The 19,188-nt window shown below is 62.6% G+C and carries 13 protein-coding genes; 8 read left to right on the forward strand and 5 right to left on the reverse strand.

Translation table 11 applies throughout. The annotated features are described in order from the left end of the window. Entirely contained in the window at positions 1 to 1,650 is a 1,650-nt protein-coding gene (gene pstA, locus ACJ8IN_RS21030) for a phosphate ABC transporter permease PstA (RefSeq protein WP_033635525.1), read from the reverse strand. Beyond that, positions 1,647 to 3,818 (reverse strand): ABC transporter permease subunit, encoded by a 2,172-nt coding sequence (locus ACJ8IN_RS21035; protein WP_197847103.1) that lies wholly within the window; start codon positions 3,816 to 3,818, stop codon positions 1,647 to 1,649. Before ACJ8IN_RS21035 ends, pstA begins: the two co-directional genes overlap by 4 nt. Positions 3,819 to 4,214: 396 nt before the next feature. Here ACJ8IN_RS21035 and ppk1 point away from each other — a divergent pair, with 396 nt between their 5' ends. The 6 genes from ppk1 to ACJ8IN_RS21065 all read left to right on the forward strand — a co-directional run bounded on the left by ppk1 (position 4,215) and on the right by ACJ8IN_RS21065 (position 13,798). Then, positions 4,215 to 6,278 (forward strand): polyphosphate kinase 1, encoded by a 2,064-nt coding sequence (ppk1, locus tag ACJ8IN_RS21040; protein WP_033648827.1) that lies wholly within the window; start codon positions 4,215 to 4,217, stop codon positions 6,276 to 6,278. A 10-nt stretch (positions 6,279 to 6,288) separates the two neighbouring features. Then, the gene (gene ppx, locus ACJ8IN_RS21045; RefSeq protein WP_041036260.1) at positions 6,289 to 7,839 is read left to right on the forward strand and encodes an exopolyphosphatase; all 1,551 of its coding nucleotides are present in this window, start codon (positions 6,289 to 6,291) and stop codon (positions 7,837 to 7,839) included. Between the two features lie 181 nt (positions 7,840 to 8,020). Next, positions 8,021 to 8,203, forward strand: coding sequence for a YfgG family protein (locus ACJ8IN_RS21050; RefSeq protein WP_004941600.1), 183 nt, complete (start codon positions 8,021 to 8,023; stop codon positions 8,201 to 8,203). Positions 8,204 to 8,306: 103 nt separating this feature from the next. Then, positions 8,307 to 9,740, forward strand: coding sequence for a magnesium transporter (mgtE, locus tag ACJ8IN_RS21055; protein WP_033635529.1), 1,434 nt, complete (start codon positions 8,307 to 8,309; stop codon positions 9,738 to 9,740). 185 nt (positions 9,741 to 9,925) lie between these two features. Further along, entirely contained in the window at positions 9,926 to 13,252 is a 3,327-nt protein-coding gene (locus tag ACJ8IN_RS21060) for a diguanylate cyclase (RefSeq protein ID WP_308325960.1), read from the forward strand. A gap of 192 nt (positions 13,253 to 13,444) precedes the next feature. Beyond that, the gene (locus ACJ8IN_RS21065) at positions 13,445 to 13,798 is read left to right on the forward strand and encodes a DNA-binding protein (RefSeq protein ID WP_033635531.1); all 354 of its coding nucleotides are present in this window, start codon (positions 13,445 to 13,447) and stop codon (positions 13,796 to 13,798) included. Between the two features lie 9 nt (positions 13,799 to 13,807). Here ACJ8IN_RS21065 and alkA read toward each other — a convergent pair whose 3' ends face one another. Next, entirely contained in the window at positions 13,808 to 15,298 is a 1,491-nt protein-coding gene (gene alkA, locus ACJ8IN_RS21070) for a DNA-3-methyladenine glycosylase 2 (RefSeq protein ID WP_033654567.1), read from the reverse strand. Positions 15,299 to 15,462: 164 nt separating this feature from the next. Between alkA and yegD the strand changes: the two genes are divergently transcribed. Further along, positions 15,463 to 16,815 (forward strand): molecular chaperone, encoded by a 1,353-nt coding sequence (gene yegD, locus ACJ8IN_RS21075; RefSeq protein WP_033648831.1) that lies wholly within the window; start codon positions 15,463 to 15,465, stop codon positions 16,813 to 16,815. Between the two features lie 51 nt (positions 16,816 to 16,866). Then, positions 16,867 to 17,433 (forward strand): GNAT family N-acetyltransferase, encoded by a 567-nt coding sequence (locus ACJ8IN_RS21080; protein ID WP_308325961.1) that lies wholly within the window; start codon positions 16,867 to 16,869, stop codon positions 17,431 to 17,433. On the opposite strand, the gene ACJ8IN_RS21085 is transcribed toward ACJ8IN_RS21080, so the two are convergent. Both ACJ8IN_RS21085 and ACJ8IN_RS21090 read right to left on the reverse strand, forming a co-directional pair. Then, on the reverse strand, positions 17,430 to 18,047 hold the full coding sequence (locus ACJ8IN_RS21085; RefSeq protein ID WP_308325962.1) for a pyridoxamine 5'-phosphate oxidase family protein: 618 nt from the start codon (positions 18,045 to 18,047) through the stop codon (positions 17,430 to 17,432). The two genes, ACJ8IN_RS21080 and ACJ8IN_RS21085, sit on opposite strands and share 4 nt — an antisense overlap. Positions 18,048 to 18,108: 61 nt before the next feature. Continuing rightward, complete coding sequence (locus tag ACJ8IN_RS21090; protein ID WP_049194869.1) at positions 18,109 to 19,062, reverse strand: aldo/keto reductase; 954 nt, start codon at positions 19,060 to 19,062, stop codon at positions 18,109 to 18,111. Between the last annotated feature and the right edge of the window lie 126 nt (positions 19,063 to 19,188).

Here is a 19,188-nt window from a genome sequence, read left to right on the forward strand (position 1 = left end):
TTACTGCGACCATGCTCGGTACCGCTCCCTCAGCGAATGGCGGATGCCCATCGCCGCCAGATTCAAACTCACCACGATCGTCACCAGCAGGAAGGCGGTGGCGAACACCAGCGGCCGCGCCGCCTCTACGCTCGGGCTCTGGAATGCCATATCGTAGATCTGGAAGCTCAAATGCATAAACTTCCGCTCCAGGTGCAGATACGGGAAAATCTCGTCCACCGGCAGCACCGGCACCGATTTCACTACCCCCACCAGCATCAGCGGCGCCGTCTCCCCGGCGGCGCGCGCCACCGCCAAAATCAGGCCGGTCATCATCGCCGGCGCCGCCATCGGCAGCACGATGCGCCACAGCGTCTCGGCCCGGCTGGCGCCCAGCGCCATCGAGCCCTGCCGCAGCGAGGTGGGAATGCGCGACAGCCCTTCCTCGGTGGCGACGATCACCACCGGCAGCGTCAGCAGCGCCAGCGTCAGCGCCGCCCACAGCACGCCGGGCGTGCCGAAGGTCGGGTTGGGCAAGGATTCAGGATAGAACAGCTGGTCGAGCGTGCCGCCTATCATATAAACGAAAAAGCCGAGGCCGAAGACACCGTAGACGATCGAGGGCACGCCGGCCAGGTTGACCACCGCGATGCGAATCACCCGCGTCAGCAGATTGTTGCCGGCATACTCGTGCAGATACACCGCCGCGATCACGCCAAACGGCATCACCACGATCGACATCAGGATCACCATCAACACCGTGCCGAAAATGGCCGGGAACACCCCGCCTTCGGTATTCGCCTCGCGCGGGCTGTCGGTGAGGAACTTCTTCACCTGCTCGCCCCAGTGCGCCAGCTTCTCGCTGGTGTTCATGGCGTTCGGGTACCAGGCATCGCGTACCTGGCTGAGCGGAATGGTCAACGTCTGGCCGTGCATGTCGCGCAGTAGCAGCGCATCGCGCTGGCGATCGCGGTTCAGCCCCGCCAGGCGTTCGGACAGCAGCTGGTATTGCCGCTGCAGCTCCAGCCGCTCGGCCTTGATGGCGTCCTGCGCGCGGGCGTCCAGCTTATCGTCGCGCTGCAGGCGCTTTTCCCGCAGCCGCAGCGCGTCAAACTGCTGATTGATGCGCGCCATATCGCGAAATTGAATGTCGTGCGCCTGGCGCGAGAGCGCGGCGATTTGCGGCAGCCGCTGCTGCAACGCCTGCCCCAGATTGCGGCCGGTCAGCGGTTGCCCGTCCTCCAGCAGCCCCGCCAGATAGCCGTAAGCGGTGCCGTGGCTGTCGCGCTCCAGCACCAGCAGGCTGCGCGGCGTGCTTTGGCTGCGGATGTCGCTGGCCAGCAGCGTGCGGAAATCCTGCCCTTCACGCTCGCGGTTACCGACCTTGATCAGATAACGTTCGACGCTTTGCGCCTCGCCCGGCGGCGTCACGCCCGCTTCCGTTAGCTGGCGGCGCGAAATGCTTTGCTGTTGATACAGCTCGCCGATCACCGTCACCGGCCCGGCGCCGTTCTGATTCAGCTCGAACTGATAAACCGGGCTCGGCCAGAAATAGCGCATCCCTTGCCCGGCCAACAGCAACAGAATGCCGATCAGCGCCAACAGGCTGACGGCGACCGAACCGGCGGTCAGCCAAATCCACGGCGATCCGCTCTTCACCCAGTTCTTCATGGCGCCTCCTGATTCGGCGTGTAGCGCTTGCGCAGCCGCAGGCGCACCGCCTCCGCCAGCGTGTTGAACACGAAGGTGAAGATAAACAGCACCAGCGCGGTCAGGAACAGCACGCGGTAATGGCTGCTGCCGGAGACCGCCTCCGGCATTTCGATGGCGATATTGGCCGCCAGCGCTCGCAGCCCCTGGAACAGGCTGCCGTCGATAATTGGCGTATTGCCGGTGGCCATCAGCACGATCATGGTTTCCCCCACCGCGCGGCCAAAGCCGATCATCAGCGCGGAGAAAATCCCGGCGCTGGCGGAAGGCAGCACCACCTTGATCACCGTCTGCCATTGGGTGGCACCCAGCGCCAAAGAGCCCTGGCTCAGGGTAGCCGGCACGCTGAACAGCGCATCCTCCGCCAGCGAGAAGATGATCGGCACCAGCGCGAAGCCCATCGCCACGCCCACCACCAGCGCATTGCGCTGGTCGTAATTATCCCCCAGCCAGAAATGCAGCGGCTCACCGAACAGCGCCACCTCCAGCCGCGGCCCCAGGCTGAGCGCCAGCCACACCGTCAACGCCAGCAGCGGCAACAGCAACAGCAGATCGACACCCGGCCGGCAACGCGGCATAAAGCGATGGGTCAACGCGCCGCACAGCAGCACCGCCGCCGCCAGCAGCAGCGGCAACGCCAGCACCGCCAACAGGTATTGCTCGATGATCGGCGCCAGCCAAATGCCGGCCACCAGCCCGATCACCACCGTCGGCAACGCGCCCATCACTTCGATAGCCGGTTTGATCACCCGCCGCAGCCCCGGCGTCATAAAATAAGCGGTATAGATAGCGCCGGCCAGCGCCAGGGGAATGGCGAACAGCATCGCGTAAGCCGCCGCCTTGAAGGTGCCGAAGATCACCGGCATCAGGCTGAATTTCGGTTGATAACTGTCTTCGCCGGAGGTGGATTGCCAGACGTAGGCCGGCTGCGGGTAGTTCTCATACCACACCCTGCCCCACAGCGAACGCCAGGTGACGTCTGGATACGGATTGTCGAGCGCATAGCGCTGCCAGCCCTGCGCGCTCTCCAGCAGCAGGCCATCGCCGCGCGGCGCGAACGCCATCTGCCGCACCTCGGCGCCCAAGCGGGCATTCAGCAGCGGCTGCGGCTGAATGGCGGAGAACAGCGAAAAACCGCCGTCGGGCCGCAGAGTGGCGAACACCCGGCGGTAAGGCTCGGCCACCGTCAGCTCCCGCCCGTCGGCGCCGTGGTCGAAATGCTGCACCGGCGTCAGGCGCCAGCGCTGCTCTTTTTCTACTTCGAACCACTCGCGCAGATTGCCGTCGGCGCCCTTGATCAGCAGCGCGCTGCCGCCGGGCAGCGCCGTCATCTGATACGGGGCATGTTCGCCAAGGGTACGCGTTTCACGCAGTTGCAGCTGCGCGCCGTCGATCTGATAACGCGCCAGCCGGTTGCCCGCCAACAGGTAAAGCTGGCGGCCATCCGGCGTCAGCACCAGTTGCTCAGCATCATGTTCCAGCGGGCGCTCGCTGAACTGCGGCGGCCGGTCGGGGCTGAAACGGCCAAACACCAGGCGCCGATCGTCGGTCACCCCGGCCAGCAGATACTGCCCGCGATGCGCATCCGCCAGCGTCATCAGTTTCAGCGGCTTGCGCTGTGGATCCAGCGCCAACGGCTGCTGCCCGAGCGGGAACAGCCACTGCGGCCGGCCGGTCTCCGCCGTCGCGAAATCCGCGCGCGCCACCACCAACCGGCCGTCGGCCTGCGCCAGTGCAAACAGATCGCGCTCTCCGGCGGCCTGCGCGAGCAGTGCCGGCTTGGCCAACAGCGTCTGCTGCGCCAGCGGCGCCTGGGGCTGGCCGTTCGGGGTCGGCGTCAGGCGATAAAATTGCCCCGCGCCCTGCGCGTCGATGCGGTAACCGACGCGCTGCTGCACGTCCATGCCCAGCGCCAGCGCCGGGGCCGACGCCGCGATCGGCAGCGGCTGCGCCTGGCCGAGCGAGGCCGGTTTGAACAGCGGCAGCACCGCAAACAGCAGATAAACGAAGATCAGCATCAACGTCATCAGCACCATCAGCCCGCTGGCGGTCACTGCCGCCTGCACGCCGCGGTCGATGCGCCCGCGCATGCGATCTCGGGGATGTTGATTGGCCGTCGTCTGTGTCATGTGTCTCGCTGTCGCTGATGTAATCAGGCTTGCGCCGTAAGATAACCGGGCATCTTATGTCAGTTTTATGACGTTTGCATGACAAAGTTACCCTGCTTTGCCCAGGTTTTTTACACTACAAACAGACAATATGGCGTCGGTATATTGCTGAAAAATGACCGTAAACACGCTTAATATCACCAAAAATAAGCCAGATAATCGTCATTTCATGCTACTCACTTCACTGCCGAGCGTCCCGCCTCGGCGAAAATTTATTGCCGCCGAAAAATGCCGCGCGCCAACGCAATGGATATGTTGGACTTTCCTGTCAATCTCTCGCAATAATGATCAAGGACACTAGAGCGGCATCCGGGCGCTGCGTCCCGGATCCTATTCTAAATTTGAACTGGAGTGGCAATGGGTCAGGAAAAGCTCTACATCGAAAAAGAACTAAGCTGGTTATCCTTTAATGAACGCGTGTTGCAGGAAGCCGCAGATAAGAGCAATCCCCTGATTGAACGTATGCGTTTTCTGGGCATTTACTCCAACAACCTCGACGAATTCTATAAAGTCCGCTTCGCCGATCTCAAACGGCGCATCCTGATCAGCGAAGAGCAAGGCTCCGCCGGCGCCTCGCGCCACCTGCTGAAAAAGATCCAGGCCAAGGTGCTGAAAACCGATCAGGAGTTCGACGGCCTGTACAACGATCTGCTGCTGGAAATGGCGCGTAACCAGATCTTCCTGATCAACGAACGCCAGGTGTCCGAGAACCAGCAAATCTGGCTGCGGCAATATTTCAAACAGCATCTGCGCCAGCACATCACGCCGATCCTGATCAATCACGACACCAATCTGGTGCAGTTCCTGAAAGACGATTACACCTATCTGGCGGTGGAGATCATCCGCGGCGCGCGCATCGACTATGCGCTGCTGGAGATCCCGTCCGACAAGGTGCCGCGCTTCGTCAATCTGCCGCCGGAAGCGCCGCGCCGCCGCAAGCCGATGATCCTGCTGGACAACATTCTGCGTTACTGCCTGGACGATATCTTCAAGGGCTTCTTCGACTACGACGCGCTCAACGCCTACTCGATGAAAATGACCCGCGACGCGGAGTACGATCTGGTGACCGAAATGGAATCCAGCCTGCTGGAACTGATGTCCTCCAGCCTGAAACAGCGCCTGACCGCCGAGCCGGTGCGCTTCGTGTATCAGCGCGACATGCCGAACGAAATGGTGGAACTGCTGCGCGGCAAGCTGGGCATCTCCAACTACGATTCGGTGATCGCCGGCGGCCGCTACCACAACTTCAAAGATTTCATCAGCTTCCCGAACGTCGGCAAGGCCAACCTGGTCAACAAGCCGCTGCCGCGCCTGCGCCACATCTGGTTCGACGGTTTCCGCAACGGCTTCGACGCCATTCGCGAAAAAGACGTGCTGCTCTACTATCCGTACCACACCTTCGAGCACGTGCTGGAGCTGCTGCGCCAGGCGTCGTTCGATCCGAGCGTGTTGGCTATCAAGATCAACATCTACCGGGTAGCGAAAGATTCACGCATCATCGAATCGATGATCCACGCCGCGCACAACGGCAAAAAAGTCACGGTGGTGGTCGAGCTGCAGGCGCGCTTCGACGAAGAAGCCAACATTCATTGGGCGAAGCGCCTGACCGAGGCCGGCGTACACGTGATCTTCTCCGCGCCGGGCCTGAAAATCCACGCCAAACTGTTCCTGATTTCACGCCGTGAAGGCGATGAAATTGTGCGCTATGCTCATATCGGCACCGGCAACTTTAACGAAAAAACCGCGCGCATCTACACCGACTATTCGCTGTTGACCGCCGACTCACGCATCACCAACGAGGTGCGTCGGGTGTTCAACTTTATCGAGAACCCCTACCGGCCGGTCACCTTCGACAACCTGATGGTGTCGCCGCAGAACTCGCGCCTGAAGCTGTATGAGCTGATCGACAACGAAATCGCCAACGCCCAGGCCGGGGAACAGGCCGGCATTATGTTGAAAATTAATAATCTGGTGGATAAAGGGCTGGTAGATCGGTTATATACCGCGTCCGGCGCCGGCGTGAAGATCCGCCTGCTGGTGCGGGGCATGTGTTCCCTGATTCCCAACCTGCCGGGGATCAGCGACAATATTCAGGTGATCAGCATCGTCGATCGCTTTTTGGAGCACGACCGGGTTTACGTTTTCGACAATAAAGGTGACAAACGGGTGTATCTGTCCTCCGCCGACTGGATGACCCGCAACATAGATTACCGTATCGAAGTGGCGGTATCGCTGCTGGATCCGGCGCTGAAACAGCGCGTTCTGGACATTTTGGAGATCCTGTTCAGCGATACGGTCAAGGCCCGTTATGTGGATAAAGAACTGAGCAACCAGTACGTGCCGCGCGGCAACCGCCGCAAAGTGCGTGCCCAGGTGGCTATTTACGAGTATTTAAAAGCTCTGGAACAACCAGGACAGTAGGCCAGCAACTATGCCGCTAAAAAACACTGCAACGAACAAACCGCAGGAAATCGCCGCCATCGACCTCGGGTCGAACAGTTTCCACATGGTGATCGCCCGCGTCGTCAACGGCGCCTTACAGGTATTGGGCCGTTTAAAACAGCGGGTGCATCTCGCCGACGGATTGGACAGCAACAACGTACTCAGTGAAGAGGCGATAGAACGCGGCCTGGCCTGCCTGGCGCTGTTTGCCGAACGGCTGCAGGGCTTCCCGGCGGATAACGTCACCATCGTCGGCACCCATACCCTGCGTCAGGCGGTGAACGCCGAAGTGTTCCTCAAGCGCGCCGCCAAAGTGATCCCCTACCCGATCGAAATCATCGCCGGTCAGGAAGAAGCGCGTCTGATCTTCATGGGCGTGGAGCACACTCAGCCGGAGAAAGGCCGCAAGCTGGTGATCGACATCGGCGGCGGATCCACCGAGCTGGTGATCGGCGAAGACTTCGAGCCGCTGCTGGCGGAAAGCCGCCGCATGGGCTGCGTCAGCTTCGCCCAGCTGTTCTTCCCGGGCGGCGAGATCAGCAAAAACAACTTCCGCCGTGCGCGGCTGGCGGCGGCGCAAAAATTGGAAACGCTGGCCTGGCAGTACCGCATTCAGGGCTGGCAGTACGCGCTGGGCGCCTCGGGCACCATCAAGGCCGCCCACGAAGTGCTGGTGGCGATGGGGGAAAAAGACGGTCTCATCACCCTGGATCGCCTGGAAATGCTCGCCGAACAGGTGCTGCAGTTCAAAAGCTTCAGTTCGCTGAGCCTGCCGGGGCTGTCAGAGGATCGCCAATCGGTGTTCGTGCCGGGGCTGGCTATCCTGTGCGGCGTGTTCGACGCGCTGGCGATCCGCGATCTGCGCCTGTCCGACGGCGCGCTGCGCGAAGGCGTGCTGTATGAAATGGAAGGCCGCTTCCGCCATCAGGACATCCGCAGCCGCACCGCCAAGAGCCTGGCCGATCACTACAACATCGACCGCGAGCAGGCCAAACGGGTGCTGGAAACCACCGAGCTGCTCTACTCGCAGTGGATGGCGCAAAACACCAAGCTGGCGCATCCGCAGCTGGAGGCTCTGCTGAAATGGGCCGCCATGCTGCACGAGGTGGGGCTGAGCATCAACCACAGCGGCATGCACCGCCATTCGGCCTACATTCTGCAAAACTCCAACCTGCCTGGCTTCAACCAGGAACAGCAGCTGCTGCTGGCGGCACTGGTGCGTTTCCACCGCAAGGCGATCAAGCTCGAAGAGCTGCCGCGCCTCAACCTGTTCAAGAAGAAGCACTACCTGCCGCTGATCCAGCTGCTGCGTCTGAGCACCCTGCTCAACAACCAGCGTCAGTCGACCACCACGCCGGAAACGCTGCGCCTGAGCACCGACGACAATCACTGGACGCTGCGCTTCCCGGCCGGCTACCTGGCGCAGAACAACCTGGTGCAGCTCGATTTCGAGCGCGAACAGGCCTACTGGAACGACGTCGTCGGCTGGAAGCTGCTGATCGAAGAAGAAGGCTCGCAAAACGAACAGCGCTCCGCCTGATCCCCCGCCCCCTGCCAGACAGGGGGTTTTTCTTTCCACCCTCGCCCCGTCAACCTAAACGAAGCCCTAATACGCCGCCCCGTACGCCGGAAAAAAATGGACAACTTTTGTCATCAGCGCCTAAAATCCGCTTACAAATTCACGAGCGAATAACACAGGACACCGGCATACCGGGTGATATATGCGCAAGAAAACCACCGGACAGATGACGAAGATAGTGTTGTTTATCAGCTTTATCATTTTAGTCGGCCGCCTGCTGTACGCCGCCGTTGTGGCGGTGCCTCATCATCAGGAAAAAAAGCAGGCCGCTGCGCAAAACGCCGCCGAAGTCAGCGCGCCGCAACAGGACGCCTCCTCTGAATAACCGCCGCACCCCGGCCGTTTCATAAAAATGACGCCGGCACCCGCTATGCTCTATCTTTTAATGAGCCTGCGTCAGGAACGCCGAGCGCCCGTAAAGGAACACCATGTCAGCCGCAACCCATAACGTCAAAAAAGTCGCTGAATACCGCCAGCGCATTCTCACTCTGCTGTTGAACAATAAGGAGTTGGTCGACGGCATTCTCGGCCGGCCAGGGGATGAACACGCCCTCAGCCAAAGCGAACTGCTGAACCAGACGGCGGAAATCACCGGTCTGTTGGACGATATGCACGCCGCCGACCTGGCGGACCTGCTGGAGGCGCTGCCGCAGGACGAACGTATGGCGCTGTGGCGGCTGGTGGGCAACAGCAAGCGCGGCCAGACGCTGGTGGAGGTCGCCGAACCGGTCTGGGACAGCCTGATCGAGGAAATGAGCGACAAAGACCTGCTCAAAGCGATCAAAACGCTGGACGTCGACGAACAGGCCTACCTGGCGCAATACCTGCCGCGTAACCTGATGGGCCGGTTGCTGACCTCGCTGGAGCCGGAGCAGCGCGCCCAGGTGCGCGAGATGAGCCAGTACGCCAAAGACAGCGTCGGCTGGATGATGGATTTCGAACTGGTGACGGTGCGGCCGGACGTCACGCTCGGCGCGGTGCATCGCTTCTTGCGCATGCGCAAAACCATTCCCGACGCCACCGATAAACTGTTCGTCACCGATCGCAAAAACACCCTGTTGGGCGAGCTGCCACTGACCGCAGTGCTGCTGAACGATCCGGAGATCCCGGTGCGCGAAGTGATGGACAGCGATCCCGCCACCTTTCAGCCCGAAGACAAGGCCGATGAAGCGGCCGGCGCGTTCGAACGTTACGACCTGATCAGCGCCCCGGTGGTTGACGCCAAGGGCAAACTGATGGGCCGCCTGACCATCGAAGAGATCGTCGACGCCGTCAACGAAGAGAGCGACACCAACCTGCGCCGCATGGGCGGTTTGAGCCCGGAAGAAGACGTGTTCGCCCCGGTCAGCAAGGCGGTCAAGACCCGCTGGGCCTGGCTGGCGATCAACCTCTGCACCGCATTCATCGCCTCGCGGGTGATCGGCCTGTTCGAACACACCATTTCCCAGCTGGTGGCGCTGGCGGCGCTGATGCCGATCGTCGCCGGCATCGGCGGCAACACCGGCAACCAGACCATCACCATGATCGTGCGCGCGCTGGCGCTGCACCAGATCGAAGTCGGCAACATCTCGCGCCTGATGCTCAGAGAGCTGGGCGTCGCCATCATCAACGGCGTGGTGTGGGGCGGCATCATGGGCGTCATCACCTGGCTGCTGTACGGCGACGCGGCGATGGGCGGCGTGATGACGCTGGCGATGTTGCTCAATCTGCTGCTGGCGGCGCTGATGGGCGTGGTGATCCCGATGACCATGCTCAAAATGGGCCGCGATCCGGCGGTCGGCTCCAGCGTGCTCATCACCGCGCTGACCGATACCGGCGGCTTTTTCATCTTCCTCGGCCTCGCCACCCTGTTCCTGCTGTAATACGCGAAAAGCCGGCCGCGCGCCGGCTTTTTCGCCATTCTGTCGCCGGGTTTGCGTTAACGCAGTAAAGTCGGCCATCCCGGTAGGTTTTCCTCTCGCGCTGTACTACCCTTTGCCAATAAATCGTCTTAATTCATCCACGTCATGAATCCAATCACTGACAGAGGCCATCGGTAAGGGTGTCTATGGAGATCAGCGCGCCGAACACGTTCGGCACCCACAAAGGCGTCGTGCTGACGCATTCCCTGTTAGTGGCGCTGGCGACGTTTCTGCTCGCCTTGCTGAGCCTGTCGCTGTCCAGCGAAGCCAGCCACTTCACCCCGCTGTGGTTTCCGACCGCCGCCGCGATCGCGGTGCTGTACCGCCACGCCCCGCGCCACTGGGGCCTGCCGCTGTTAGCCAGCGGCCTCGGCATCGTGCTCGCCAGCTTCTTGCTGTTCGGCGTCAGCGCCACTCCCGTCAAGCTGGCCGCCATCAACCTGCTGGAAGCGGCGGTTTGCGCCCTGCTGTTGCGCCGCATGCTACACCCGTACGATCCCTTGAACGATCTCGCCAGTTGGCTGCGTTTTGTGGTGTGCGCGGTGATTTTTACCCCGCTGTTCAGCGCGCTGCTGGCCGCCAGCCTGGTGCCCGCGCCAGGCCAGCCTTTTTGGCAGCCGTTCGGTACCTGGTTCATTTCCGAAGCGATAGGGGTGCTGTCGCTGGCGCCGATCGGCCTCTCTTATAACCGTCGCACCCTGACGGCGCTGAACCCGTTTCCATTATTGCTGACGCTGATGGTTACGCTGGCTTTCAGCTTTATGGCGCTGACCTACCTGCCTTTTCCGTTCACGTTCGTGATTTTGCCGCTGCTGTGGGCAGCCATCGCACTGCCGCGTTTTGAGGCGTTCACCGTTTGCTTCTGCACCCTCTTGCTGATCACCGTGATGATTTCGCTGGGGTTGCTGCATTTCCAGGCTTCCGGCAAGCACCTTGGCGATCTCGGTCTGTACTTGCCGATGCTGCTGATTTTAATCCCGGCGCACGCGATGGCGGTGGTGATGCACGCCTTTCGGGTGGAAAAACAGCACATCGTCGAGAGCGAAAGCCGCTTTCGCAGCGCGCTGGAGTATTCCGCCATCGGCATGGCGCTGGTGTCGCCGCAGGGGAAATGGCTGCAGGTCAATCAGGCGCTGTGCGCGCTGCTCGGCTATACGCCTGAGGCGCTGCATAAGCTGACCTTTCAAGAAATTACGCATCCCGACGATCTCACCGCCGATCTCAGCCAGTTGCACGACCTGCTCGATGGCCATATCAGCAGCTACACCATGGAGAAACGCTACATCCGCAGCGACGGCCAGACCGTCTGGGCGCTGCTGGCGGTCTCGCTGGTGCGCGACGCCGAAGGGCTGCCGCTGTACTTCATCTCGCAGGTGGAGGACATCAGCGATTTGAAGCGCAGCCAGGCGGAAAACAACCGGCTGGTGGAGCGCATTACGCTGGCCAATCAGGTGGGCGGCGTCGGCATCTGGGAATGGGTGATGAGCCAGGAAAACTTCACCTGGGATCAGCGCATGTTCGAACTCTACGATCTCAATCCCGACCAAACGCCGACGCTGGCGCTGTGGCGCACCCTGTTGGTGCCGGAAGATCGCGACCGCACCGATCGCGAGCTGGCCGCGCTGTTGGCCGACCCCAAGCCTTTCGTCATGGAATACCGCATCGTGACCCGCCAGGGCAGCGTGCGCCATATTCGCGGCCAGGGCAACGTGATCCTCGACGATCAGGGCCGGCCGCTGCGCATGATCGGCACCAATATCGACATGACCGAGCTCAAGAGCCTCGCCGAAGCGCTGCACGAGGAGAAAGAGCGTTTGCACATCACCCTCGACGCCATCGGCGAAGGGGTGATCTCCACCGACAGCCACCTGCGCATTACCTTTATGAATCCGGTGGCCGAGCAGATGTGCGGCTGGCCGCTCGATCTGGCGATCGGTATGCCCGTCGCCGGCGTGGTACGCCTGACCAACGGCAAAGACGGCCCGGAAATCGAAAACCTCACGCAATATCCACGGCAGTGGCCGGCGGATTACGCATTGGTGCTGCACAGCCGCGACGGGCGCTATTTCGACGTGCAGCAGTCTGTCTCACCGCTGAAAACCCTCGACGGTGAAACCATGGGCGCGGTGATGGTGCTGCAGGATGTCACCGCCTCGCGCGAACTGATGAAAAAGCTCAGCTACAGTGCCTCGCACGACGCGCTGACCGGCCTGCCGAACCGCGCCAGCTTCGAGAAGCAGCTGAAAGCGGCAATCGTCGCCGGCGGGGAACCGTCACCGCCGCATTCGCTGGTGTTCCTCGATCTGGATCGGTTCAAGGCGGTGAACGACACCGCCGGCCACGCGGCGGGCGATGCCTTGCTGCGGGACATCGCCCAGCTGATGCGGCACCAGCTGCGCAACAGCGACTGCCTGGCCCGGCTGGGCGGCGACGAATTCGGCCTGATCCTGTTCGACTGCCGGCCGGAGCAGGCCAAATCGCTGATGCAACAGGTGGTCAACCAAATCAGCCAGCATCCGTTCTACTGGGAAGGGAAAATTTATCGCGTCGGCGCCAGCGCCGGCATCACGCGCATCGGCGGCGACGCCAAAAGCAGCGAGCTGCTGGCCCAGGCCGACATCGCCTGCTACACCGCCAAGCACCACGGGCGCGGCCAGGTGTATCTGTATGAAGCACGGCAAAAACAGCTGCTGGAGCGGCAGCATGAATTGCTGAGCCTGCAGGAGGTACAGACGATCGTCAGCGAGGGGCAGCTGCGGCTGCTGACCCGCGCGGTCGCACCGCCGGCGACGCCGCTGTCGGCCGCGTTCCACCAGGTGAAGCTGCAGGTGATGGTGCCGGACGATCGGCCGCTGCCGCACGAGGCATTCATCGCCGCGGCGCAGCTGTACGGCCTGATGCCGGACATCGACCGCTGGGCGGTGGCGCAGCTGCTGGTGCACTGCGCCGACGACATCAAGCGCAAGGGGCTGTCGCTCGCGTTGCCGCTGGCCACCGACAGCCTGCTGAACACCGACTTCCAGCGCGAGCTGACGGAAAGGGTGCGCGCTTCCTCGCTGCCGCCACAGGCACTGCTGTTCAGCGTCGATGAGGCCGTGGTGCTGGAACACGCCGCGCAGTGCCGGGCGTGTCTTCGCGAACTGCAGCAACTGGGTTGCCGGCTGATCGTCAATGGCTTCGGGCATAACATCAATGCCTTCGATGAGCTGGGCGATCAGAAAATCGACATCATTCGCGTCGATGAACGCTTTATCACCAATGTGCACTGCAACCAGATGGATGAACTGATGGTCTCGATGCTCAACGGCGCGGCGCATCGGATCAAAGCGCAGACGCTCGCCGGGCCGGCCCACCAGCCGGTGACGCTGCAGGCGCTGCGCGATATCGGCGTCGATCTGGCGGATGGCGATCAGGTAGCGCTGGAGCAGCCGCTGGCGGTGTTGCTCAGCGACGGCTACTTCGGCATTCGCTAACCCCTCCCCCTCACCGGCGCCGTCTCGCGGGCGGCGCCGCACTCCCGTTATTCACATTGTGTTAACCCATGCGAGATTAGTGATATAAATAACACCTGAAGCTTAAACGATTAAATAAGATGAAACTCCCATGCGAACATCAGCGTATCCGTTGATTTTCCTCGACATGTGATGGCTCAGGGATAAGGGACTATGGAAAAGAAATGGTTTTCCGCCAGGGAACTGATGGGCAAGGCGGGGTTGCCTTCAACCCCGCAAGGGGTCAATTTGATGGCCCGACGCGAAGGCTGGCTCAGCCGCCGCCGCAGCGGCGTGCAGGGCAAAGCGCTGGAATACCATATCGACAGCCTGCCGTACGGCGCGCGCAGCCTGTCGGCCTTGCGCGAGACAGACCCTCCGGGCTACGACGTCAAACGCCAGGATCCGATACGGGTCTGGATCGAGTATTACTACCACCTGACACCGGCCGAGCGGGAAAAGCTGCTGGCGTTCCTGATGCGCGAGGGCATGAGCCGCCTGCTGCAGCTGATCGAGCCCCCCCGCTAGCCCGAATGCTCAATCCTCCCCTTCCGGCGCCCAGCCGTCGTTGTGCCACAGATGCAGCGTGGCGTAAGAGCGCCACGGGCGCCAACGTTCGGCATAGCGTTCGATCTGGCGCGGCGTCATGCCGGGGAAACGCTGTTTGATCAGGTAGTCGCCGGCCAGAAACACGTCCGGCCAAGACCAGGCGCGCATCGCGATATAGCTGGCGGTCCAGCTGCCGATGCCCGGCAGCGCGGTCAGCGCCCTGATGCCCTGGTCGATATCCAGCACGTTGTCGAGCTGCAGCCGCCCTTCGCCCAGCGCGCGGGCGATCTCGATCAGCGCCGCCGCGCGCTTCAGCTGCACCCCGAGCGGGCGCAGTGCTTCGGGCTGCAGCTGCGCCACCCGTTCGGCGCTGGGGAAAACGTGGGTGATGCCCTCGTGCGGCGCCGCCAGCGGCTCTCCCCAGCGTTCGGCCATCCGCCCGGCGAAGGTCGCCGCCATTTTCACGCTGACCAACTGCCCCAGCACCGCCCGCGCCGCCTGCTCGAAGCTGTTCACGCAGCCCGGCAGGCGCAGCCCCGGCGCATCGGCCGCCAGCGAGCCCAGCGCCTCATTGATGCGATCCGGCGCGGCGTCCAGATCAAACAGCAGGCGCACGCGGCGCAGCACCTCCGTCGTCACCAAACTGAGCGCAGGCGCGATCTCGACCCTGACCCGGTTGCGCGCTTCCTCCGGCTGCACGCTGACCCAGCCGCGATATTCCGTGCCGCCCTGGTTGACGGCGATCGAACGCAGGTAGCGGCGTCCCTCGACCCGCTCCACCCCCTGCACGGCGCGCGCCTGCAGGAAATTCAGCATGCGATCCCAGTCATAGGGCGGCCGATAGCCCAGATGGAACACCAGCCCGCTGGCGGCGGCCCGCTCACCGCGCGCGCCGCCGCTGCGCAGCGCAGACGGGATCAGGCGATAGCGCGCCTTGAACAGCTCGTTGAAACGCCGCAGGCTGCCGAAACCGGCGGCGAACGCCACCTCGCTGAGCGGCAGATCGGTATCCGCCAGCAGGCGTTTGGCCTGCAGCAACCGGTGCGACTGCGCGTAATCGATCGGCGAAGCGCCAAACTGTTCGGCGAAGATGCGCCGCAGGTGGCGATCGGAAATGCCGAGCCGCGCCGCCAGCGCTTCGCAGCTGTGTTCGGACAGATAGCCCTGCTCGATGAGCTGCACCGCCACCTGCGCATAGCGGTTGCCCAGATCGATCAGCGCCAGGCCGGGCGCCAGCTCCGGCCGGCATTTAAGACAGGGGCGAAAGCCCGCCAGCTCGGCCGCCGCCGCGCTCGGATAGAAGGTGCAGTTTTCCAGCTTCGGCGTGCGGGCGCTGCACACCGGGCGGCAATAGATGCCGGTGGAAGAGACACCGACGAAAAAGCGACCGTCGAATTTGCGGTCACGCGCGCGCAGCGCGTCGTACAACGCTTGCTGTTGAGTATTCATGGCAACGCTCGGGTTCGGTTTTTTCTGCATTATGGGGCTCGCCTGGCGCGCTGACGTGCGGAATTCGGACATTAAGTTAAGCATGCCGATGCCGCGCCCGCTAAATTTTTCGACACTCGCGCATCGGCGCATTGCCCGCCGGCTCCGTCTCGGGTAAAGTCGCCCCCCTTCATTGGCATGGGGACAAAAAAGAGATGTTTATTGGATTCGACTACGGGACAGCCAACTGTTCCGTCGCGGTGATGCGCGACCACGGCCCCGAGCTGCTGACGCTGGAAAACAACGAACCGTATCTGCCTTCGATGCTGTGCGCGCCGACCCGCGAAGCGGTGAGCGAATGCCTGCACCGCCATTGGCAGGTGCCAACCGGCAGCGAAGAAAACCAACAGCTGCTGCGCCGCGCCATCAGTTACAACCGCGAAGAGGACATTCCGGTCAACGGCGACAGCGTGTTGTTCGGCCTGCAGGCGCTGGCGCACTACATGGAAGATCCGGAAGAGGTGTACTTCGTGCGCTCGCCGAAATCCTTCCTCGGCGCCAACGGCCTGAAACCGCAGCAGATCGCCCTGTTCGAAGACCTGGTGTGCGCCATGATGTTCCACATCAAACGCCAGGCGGAAAACGTGCTGCAGACCGGTATCGAGCAGGCGGTGATCGGCCGGCCGATCAACTTCCAGGGCATCGGCGGTGAAGAGGCCAACCGGCAGGCGCAGGGCATTTTGCAGCGCGCCGCCGAACGCGCCGGTTTCAAAGCCATTGAATTCCAGTTCGAGCCGGTGGCGGCGGGGCTGGACTTCGAGGCGACGCTGAGCGAAGAGCAAACCGTGCTGGTGGTGGACATCGGCGGCGGCACCACCGACTGCTCGGTGCTGCTGATGGGGCCGCAGTGGCGCGACCGCGCCGATCGCCAGCAAAGCCTGCTGGGGCACAGCGGCTGCCGGGTTGGCGGTAACGATCTGGACATCATGCTGGCCTTCAAACAGTTGATGCCGCTGTTCGGCCTGGGCGGCGAAACCGCGAAAGGCATCGCCCTGCCGGCGCTGCCTTACTGGAACGCGGTGGCGACCAACGACGTGCCGGCGCAAAACGATTTCTACAGCGCCGCCAACGGCCGCGTGCTGCGCGATCTGATCCTCGACGCGGCGGAGCCGGAAAAGGTCAAACGCCTGCTGAAAGTGTACCAGCAGCGCCTGAGCTACCGACTGGTGCGCGCGGCCGAAGAGAGTAAGATAGCCCTGTCCGGCCAAACCGCCATCAGCGCGCCGCTCGGCTTCGTGCAGGCCGATCTGGCGGAGAGCATCAGCCAGGCTCAGCTCGCCGACGCCATCTCGCAGCCGTTGATGCGCATCCAGGAACAGGTCAGCGCCGCGCTGGCCAGCAGCCAGACCGCGCCGCAGGTGATCTACCTGACCGGCGGCAGCGCGCGCTCCCCCCTGCTGCGCGCCGCGCTGCAACAGCAGCTGCCGGGCATTCCGATCGTCGGCGGCAACGACTTCGGCTCGGTCACCGCCGGGCTGGCGCGCTGGGCGCAAACGCTGTTCCGTTGACGGCCCAAGGGCGCGGCTCGCCGCGCCCTTGCTCATTGGAGGCTATGCATCATGTCAACCATCCTTACCCTCGACAGCGACAGGTTGCGGCTGCGCCCCTGGCGCGACGACGATCTGCCGGCCTTCGCTGCGCTTAACGCCGATCCGCAGGTGATGCGCTATTTCCCGGCGACGATGACGGCCGAAGAAAGCCGCACGCAGGCCGAACGCATCCGCGCCTTCATGCAACAACATGGCTGGGGGCTGTGGGCGGTGGAAGTGAAAGACGGCGCGCCCTTTATCGGGTTTGTCGGGCTGGCGCTGCCGGGCGACGATCTGCCCTGTTCCCCCTGCGTGGAGATTGGCTGGCGGCTGGCGGCGGCCCATTGGGGCAACGGCTACGCCGCTGAAGCGGCACGCGCGGCGCTGGCGTGCGCCTTCGACACGCTTCACTTGCCGGAAGTAGTGTCCTTCACCGCCGAAAACAACCAACCGTCGCGCCGGGTGATGACGCGCATCGGCATGCAATTTGACGGCGAAACCTTCCTGCACCCACGCCTGCCGGCGGGCCATCCGCTGCAAAAGCACGTCTTGTACCGGCTGAACCGGCAAACGTGGCGCGAACGCCGCGGCGATTAATACAGCGTATCCTTCAGCCGCTGCGGCAGCACCTGGTCGTACTCCTCACCGTCGAAGCGCGTTTGGCTCACCGCGGCCAAAATATGGCCGGGGCTGGGCAGCGCCGAACGTTCGAGGCGGCTGCCCTCTTCCCAGAGTCCCGAACGCAAGATCGCCCGGCTGCACTGGAAGAACACCGCCTCCACCCGAATGCGCAGCACCGAACGCGGCAGCTGATTGCGGTGGGCGAAGCGCTGCAGCACCGCCGGCGCCACCACGATCTCCGCCCGCCCGTTAATCCGCAGCGTTTCGCCGATGCCGGGGATCAGCAGCAGCAGCGCCACCCGGTTGTCGTGCAGGATATTACGCAGGCTGTCGATGCGGTTATTGCCGCGCCGATCCGGCAGCAGCAGGGTTTTCTCGTCTTCGATATGGATAAAACCGGCCGGATCGCCGCGCGGGGAGACATCCATGCCGTCCGGCCCGACCGTCGAGAGGGCGGCAAACGGCGCCGCCTCGATAAACGGGCGGTATGCCGGGTGGATATAGCTGACTTCTTTAAACACCGAGGGCGCGGCGGGTTTGCCGTACAGCTGTTCCAGCGTCGCGAGGTCGTTGATGGTATCGCCAGACATTGCAGTTTCCTGAATAAGTCATATTGACCCCTTCAGCATAGAGCAAAATCGCCGGCGGCTCTTACTCAGCGCTGGCGTGGTTCAGCGTCTGAATGTCGTCCGCATCCAGCGTCAGGCGAGTGGCGCTGACCAACTCATCCAACTGCGGCAACGAGGTGGCGCTGACGATCGGCGCGGTGATGCTCGGGCGCGCAATCAGCCAGGCCAGCGAGACCTGCGCCGGGGAGCTGCCGTGCTTGCCCGCCACCTGATCCAGCGCCGCCAGAATGCGGAAACCGCGCGGGTTAAGGTAGCGTTCGACGATGCGATCGCCGCGCTGGCTTTTGCCCTCGTCCGCTTTACTGCGGTATTTGCCGGTCAGGAAGCCGCTGGCCAGCGCGAAGAAGTTGATCACTCCGAGCCCGTGGCGCTGCGCCACGCCTTCCAGCTCGGCCTCATACCCTTCGCGCGCATACAGATTATATTCCGGCTGCAGGGTTTCGTAGCGCGCCAGCCCGTTGCTTTCGCTCACCCGCAGCGCTTCTTCCAGGCGATCCGCCTGATAGTTGGAGGCGCCGATCGCCCGCACCTTGCCGGCCTTGATCAGCGCATCGAACGCCGCCAGCGTCTCTTCCAGCGGCGTATCGCGGTCATCGTCGTGCGACTGGTAGAGATCGATATAATCGGTTTGCAGGCGGCGCAGCGAGTCCTCCACCGCCTGCTGAATATAGCGCGGCGACAGCCCCTGTTTGCCTTCGCCCATCGGTTTGCCCACCTTGGTGGCGATGATCACCTGGTCGCGCTTGCCGCTCTTCTTGAGCCATTCGCCGATGACGGTTTCCGATTCGCCGCCCCGGTTGCCCGGCACCCAGCTGGAATAGACATCGGCGGTATCGATAAAGTTAAGTTGATTGTCCACCAGCGCATCCAGCAGGCTGAAAGAGGTCGCTTGATCCGCCGTCCAGCCGAACACGTTGCCGCCGAAGGTCAACGCCGGCACCTGAATGCCCGAACGGCCCAGTTGTTTCTTGCTCATCACAAAGGCTCCATGGGTTAAATGATTTGCCTGTTAATTATTAGCGCCAAACACAGGAAATCGTTAAAACGCATTGGCTATAAGCCGGAATAAATCACTTATAAACATAGCACGCTCAAATCACCC

The sequence above is a fragment of the Serratia sp. CY31944 genome, from assembly GCF_052169175.1.
GTDB classification, from domain to species: Bacteria; Pseudomonadota; Gammaproteobacteria; order Enterobacterales; family Enterobacteriaceae; genus Serratia; species Serratia sarumanii.

Excerpts from the sequence above, each read along its gene's own strand:
- ACJ8IN_RS21035 (WP_197847103.1), bottom strand. The coding sequence starts at position 3,818 with ATGACACAGACGACGGCCAATCAACATCCCCGAGATCGCATGCGCGGG.
- ACJ8IN_RS21060 (WP_308325960.1), top strand. The coding sequence starts at position 9,926 with ATGGAGATCAGCGCGCCGAACACGTTCGGCACCCACAAAGGCGTCGTG.
- pstA (WP_033635525.1), bottom strand. The coding sequence starts at position 1,650 with ATGAAGAACTGGGTGAAGAGCGGATCGCCGTGGATTTGGCTGACCGCC.
- ACJ8IN_RS21085 (WP_308325962.1), bottom strand. The coding sequence starts at position 18,047 with ATGTCTGGCGATACCATCAACGACCTCGCGACGCTGGAACAGCTGTAC.
- mgtE (WP_033635529.1), top strand. The coding sequence starts at position 8,307 with ATGTCAGCCGCAACCCATAACGTCAAAAAAGTCGCTGAATACCGCCAG.
- ppx (WP_041036260.1), top strand. The coding sequence starts at position 6,289 with ATGCCGCTAAAAAACACTGCAACGAACAAACCGCAGGAAATCGCCGCC.
- ACJ8IN_RS21090 (WP_049194869.1), bottom strand. The coding sequence starts at position 19,062 with ATGAGCAAGAAACAACTGGGCCGTTCGGGCATTCAGGTGCCGGCGTTG.
- ACJ8IN_RS21065 (WP_033635531.1), top strand. The coding sequence starts at position 13,445 with ATGGAAAAGAAATGGTTTTCCGCCAGGGAACTGATGGGCAAGGCGGGG.
- alkA (WP_033654567.1), bottom strand. The coding sequence starts at position 15,298 with ATGCAGAAAAAACCGAACCCGAGCGTTGCCATGAATACTCAACAGCAA.
- yegD (WP_033648831.1), top strand. The coding sequence starts at position 15,463 with ATGTTTATTGGATTCGACTACGGGACAGCCAACTGTTCCGTCGCGGTG.
- ppk1 (WP_033648827.1), top strand. The coding sequence starts at position 4,215 with ATGGGTCAGGAAAAGCTCTACATCGAAAAAGAACTAAGCTGGTTATCC.
- ACJ8IN_RS21050 (WP_004941600.1), top strand. The coding sequence starts at position 8,021 with ATGCGCAAGAAAACCACCGGACAGATGACGAAGATAGTGTTGTTTATC.
- ACJ8IN_RS21080 (WP_308325961.1), top strand. The coding sequence starts at position 16,867 with ATGTCAACCATCCTTACCCTCGACAGCGACAGGTTGCGGCTGCGCCCC.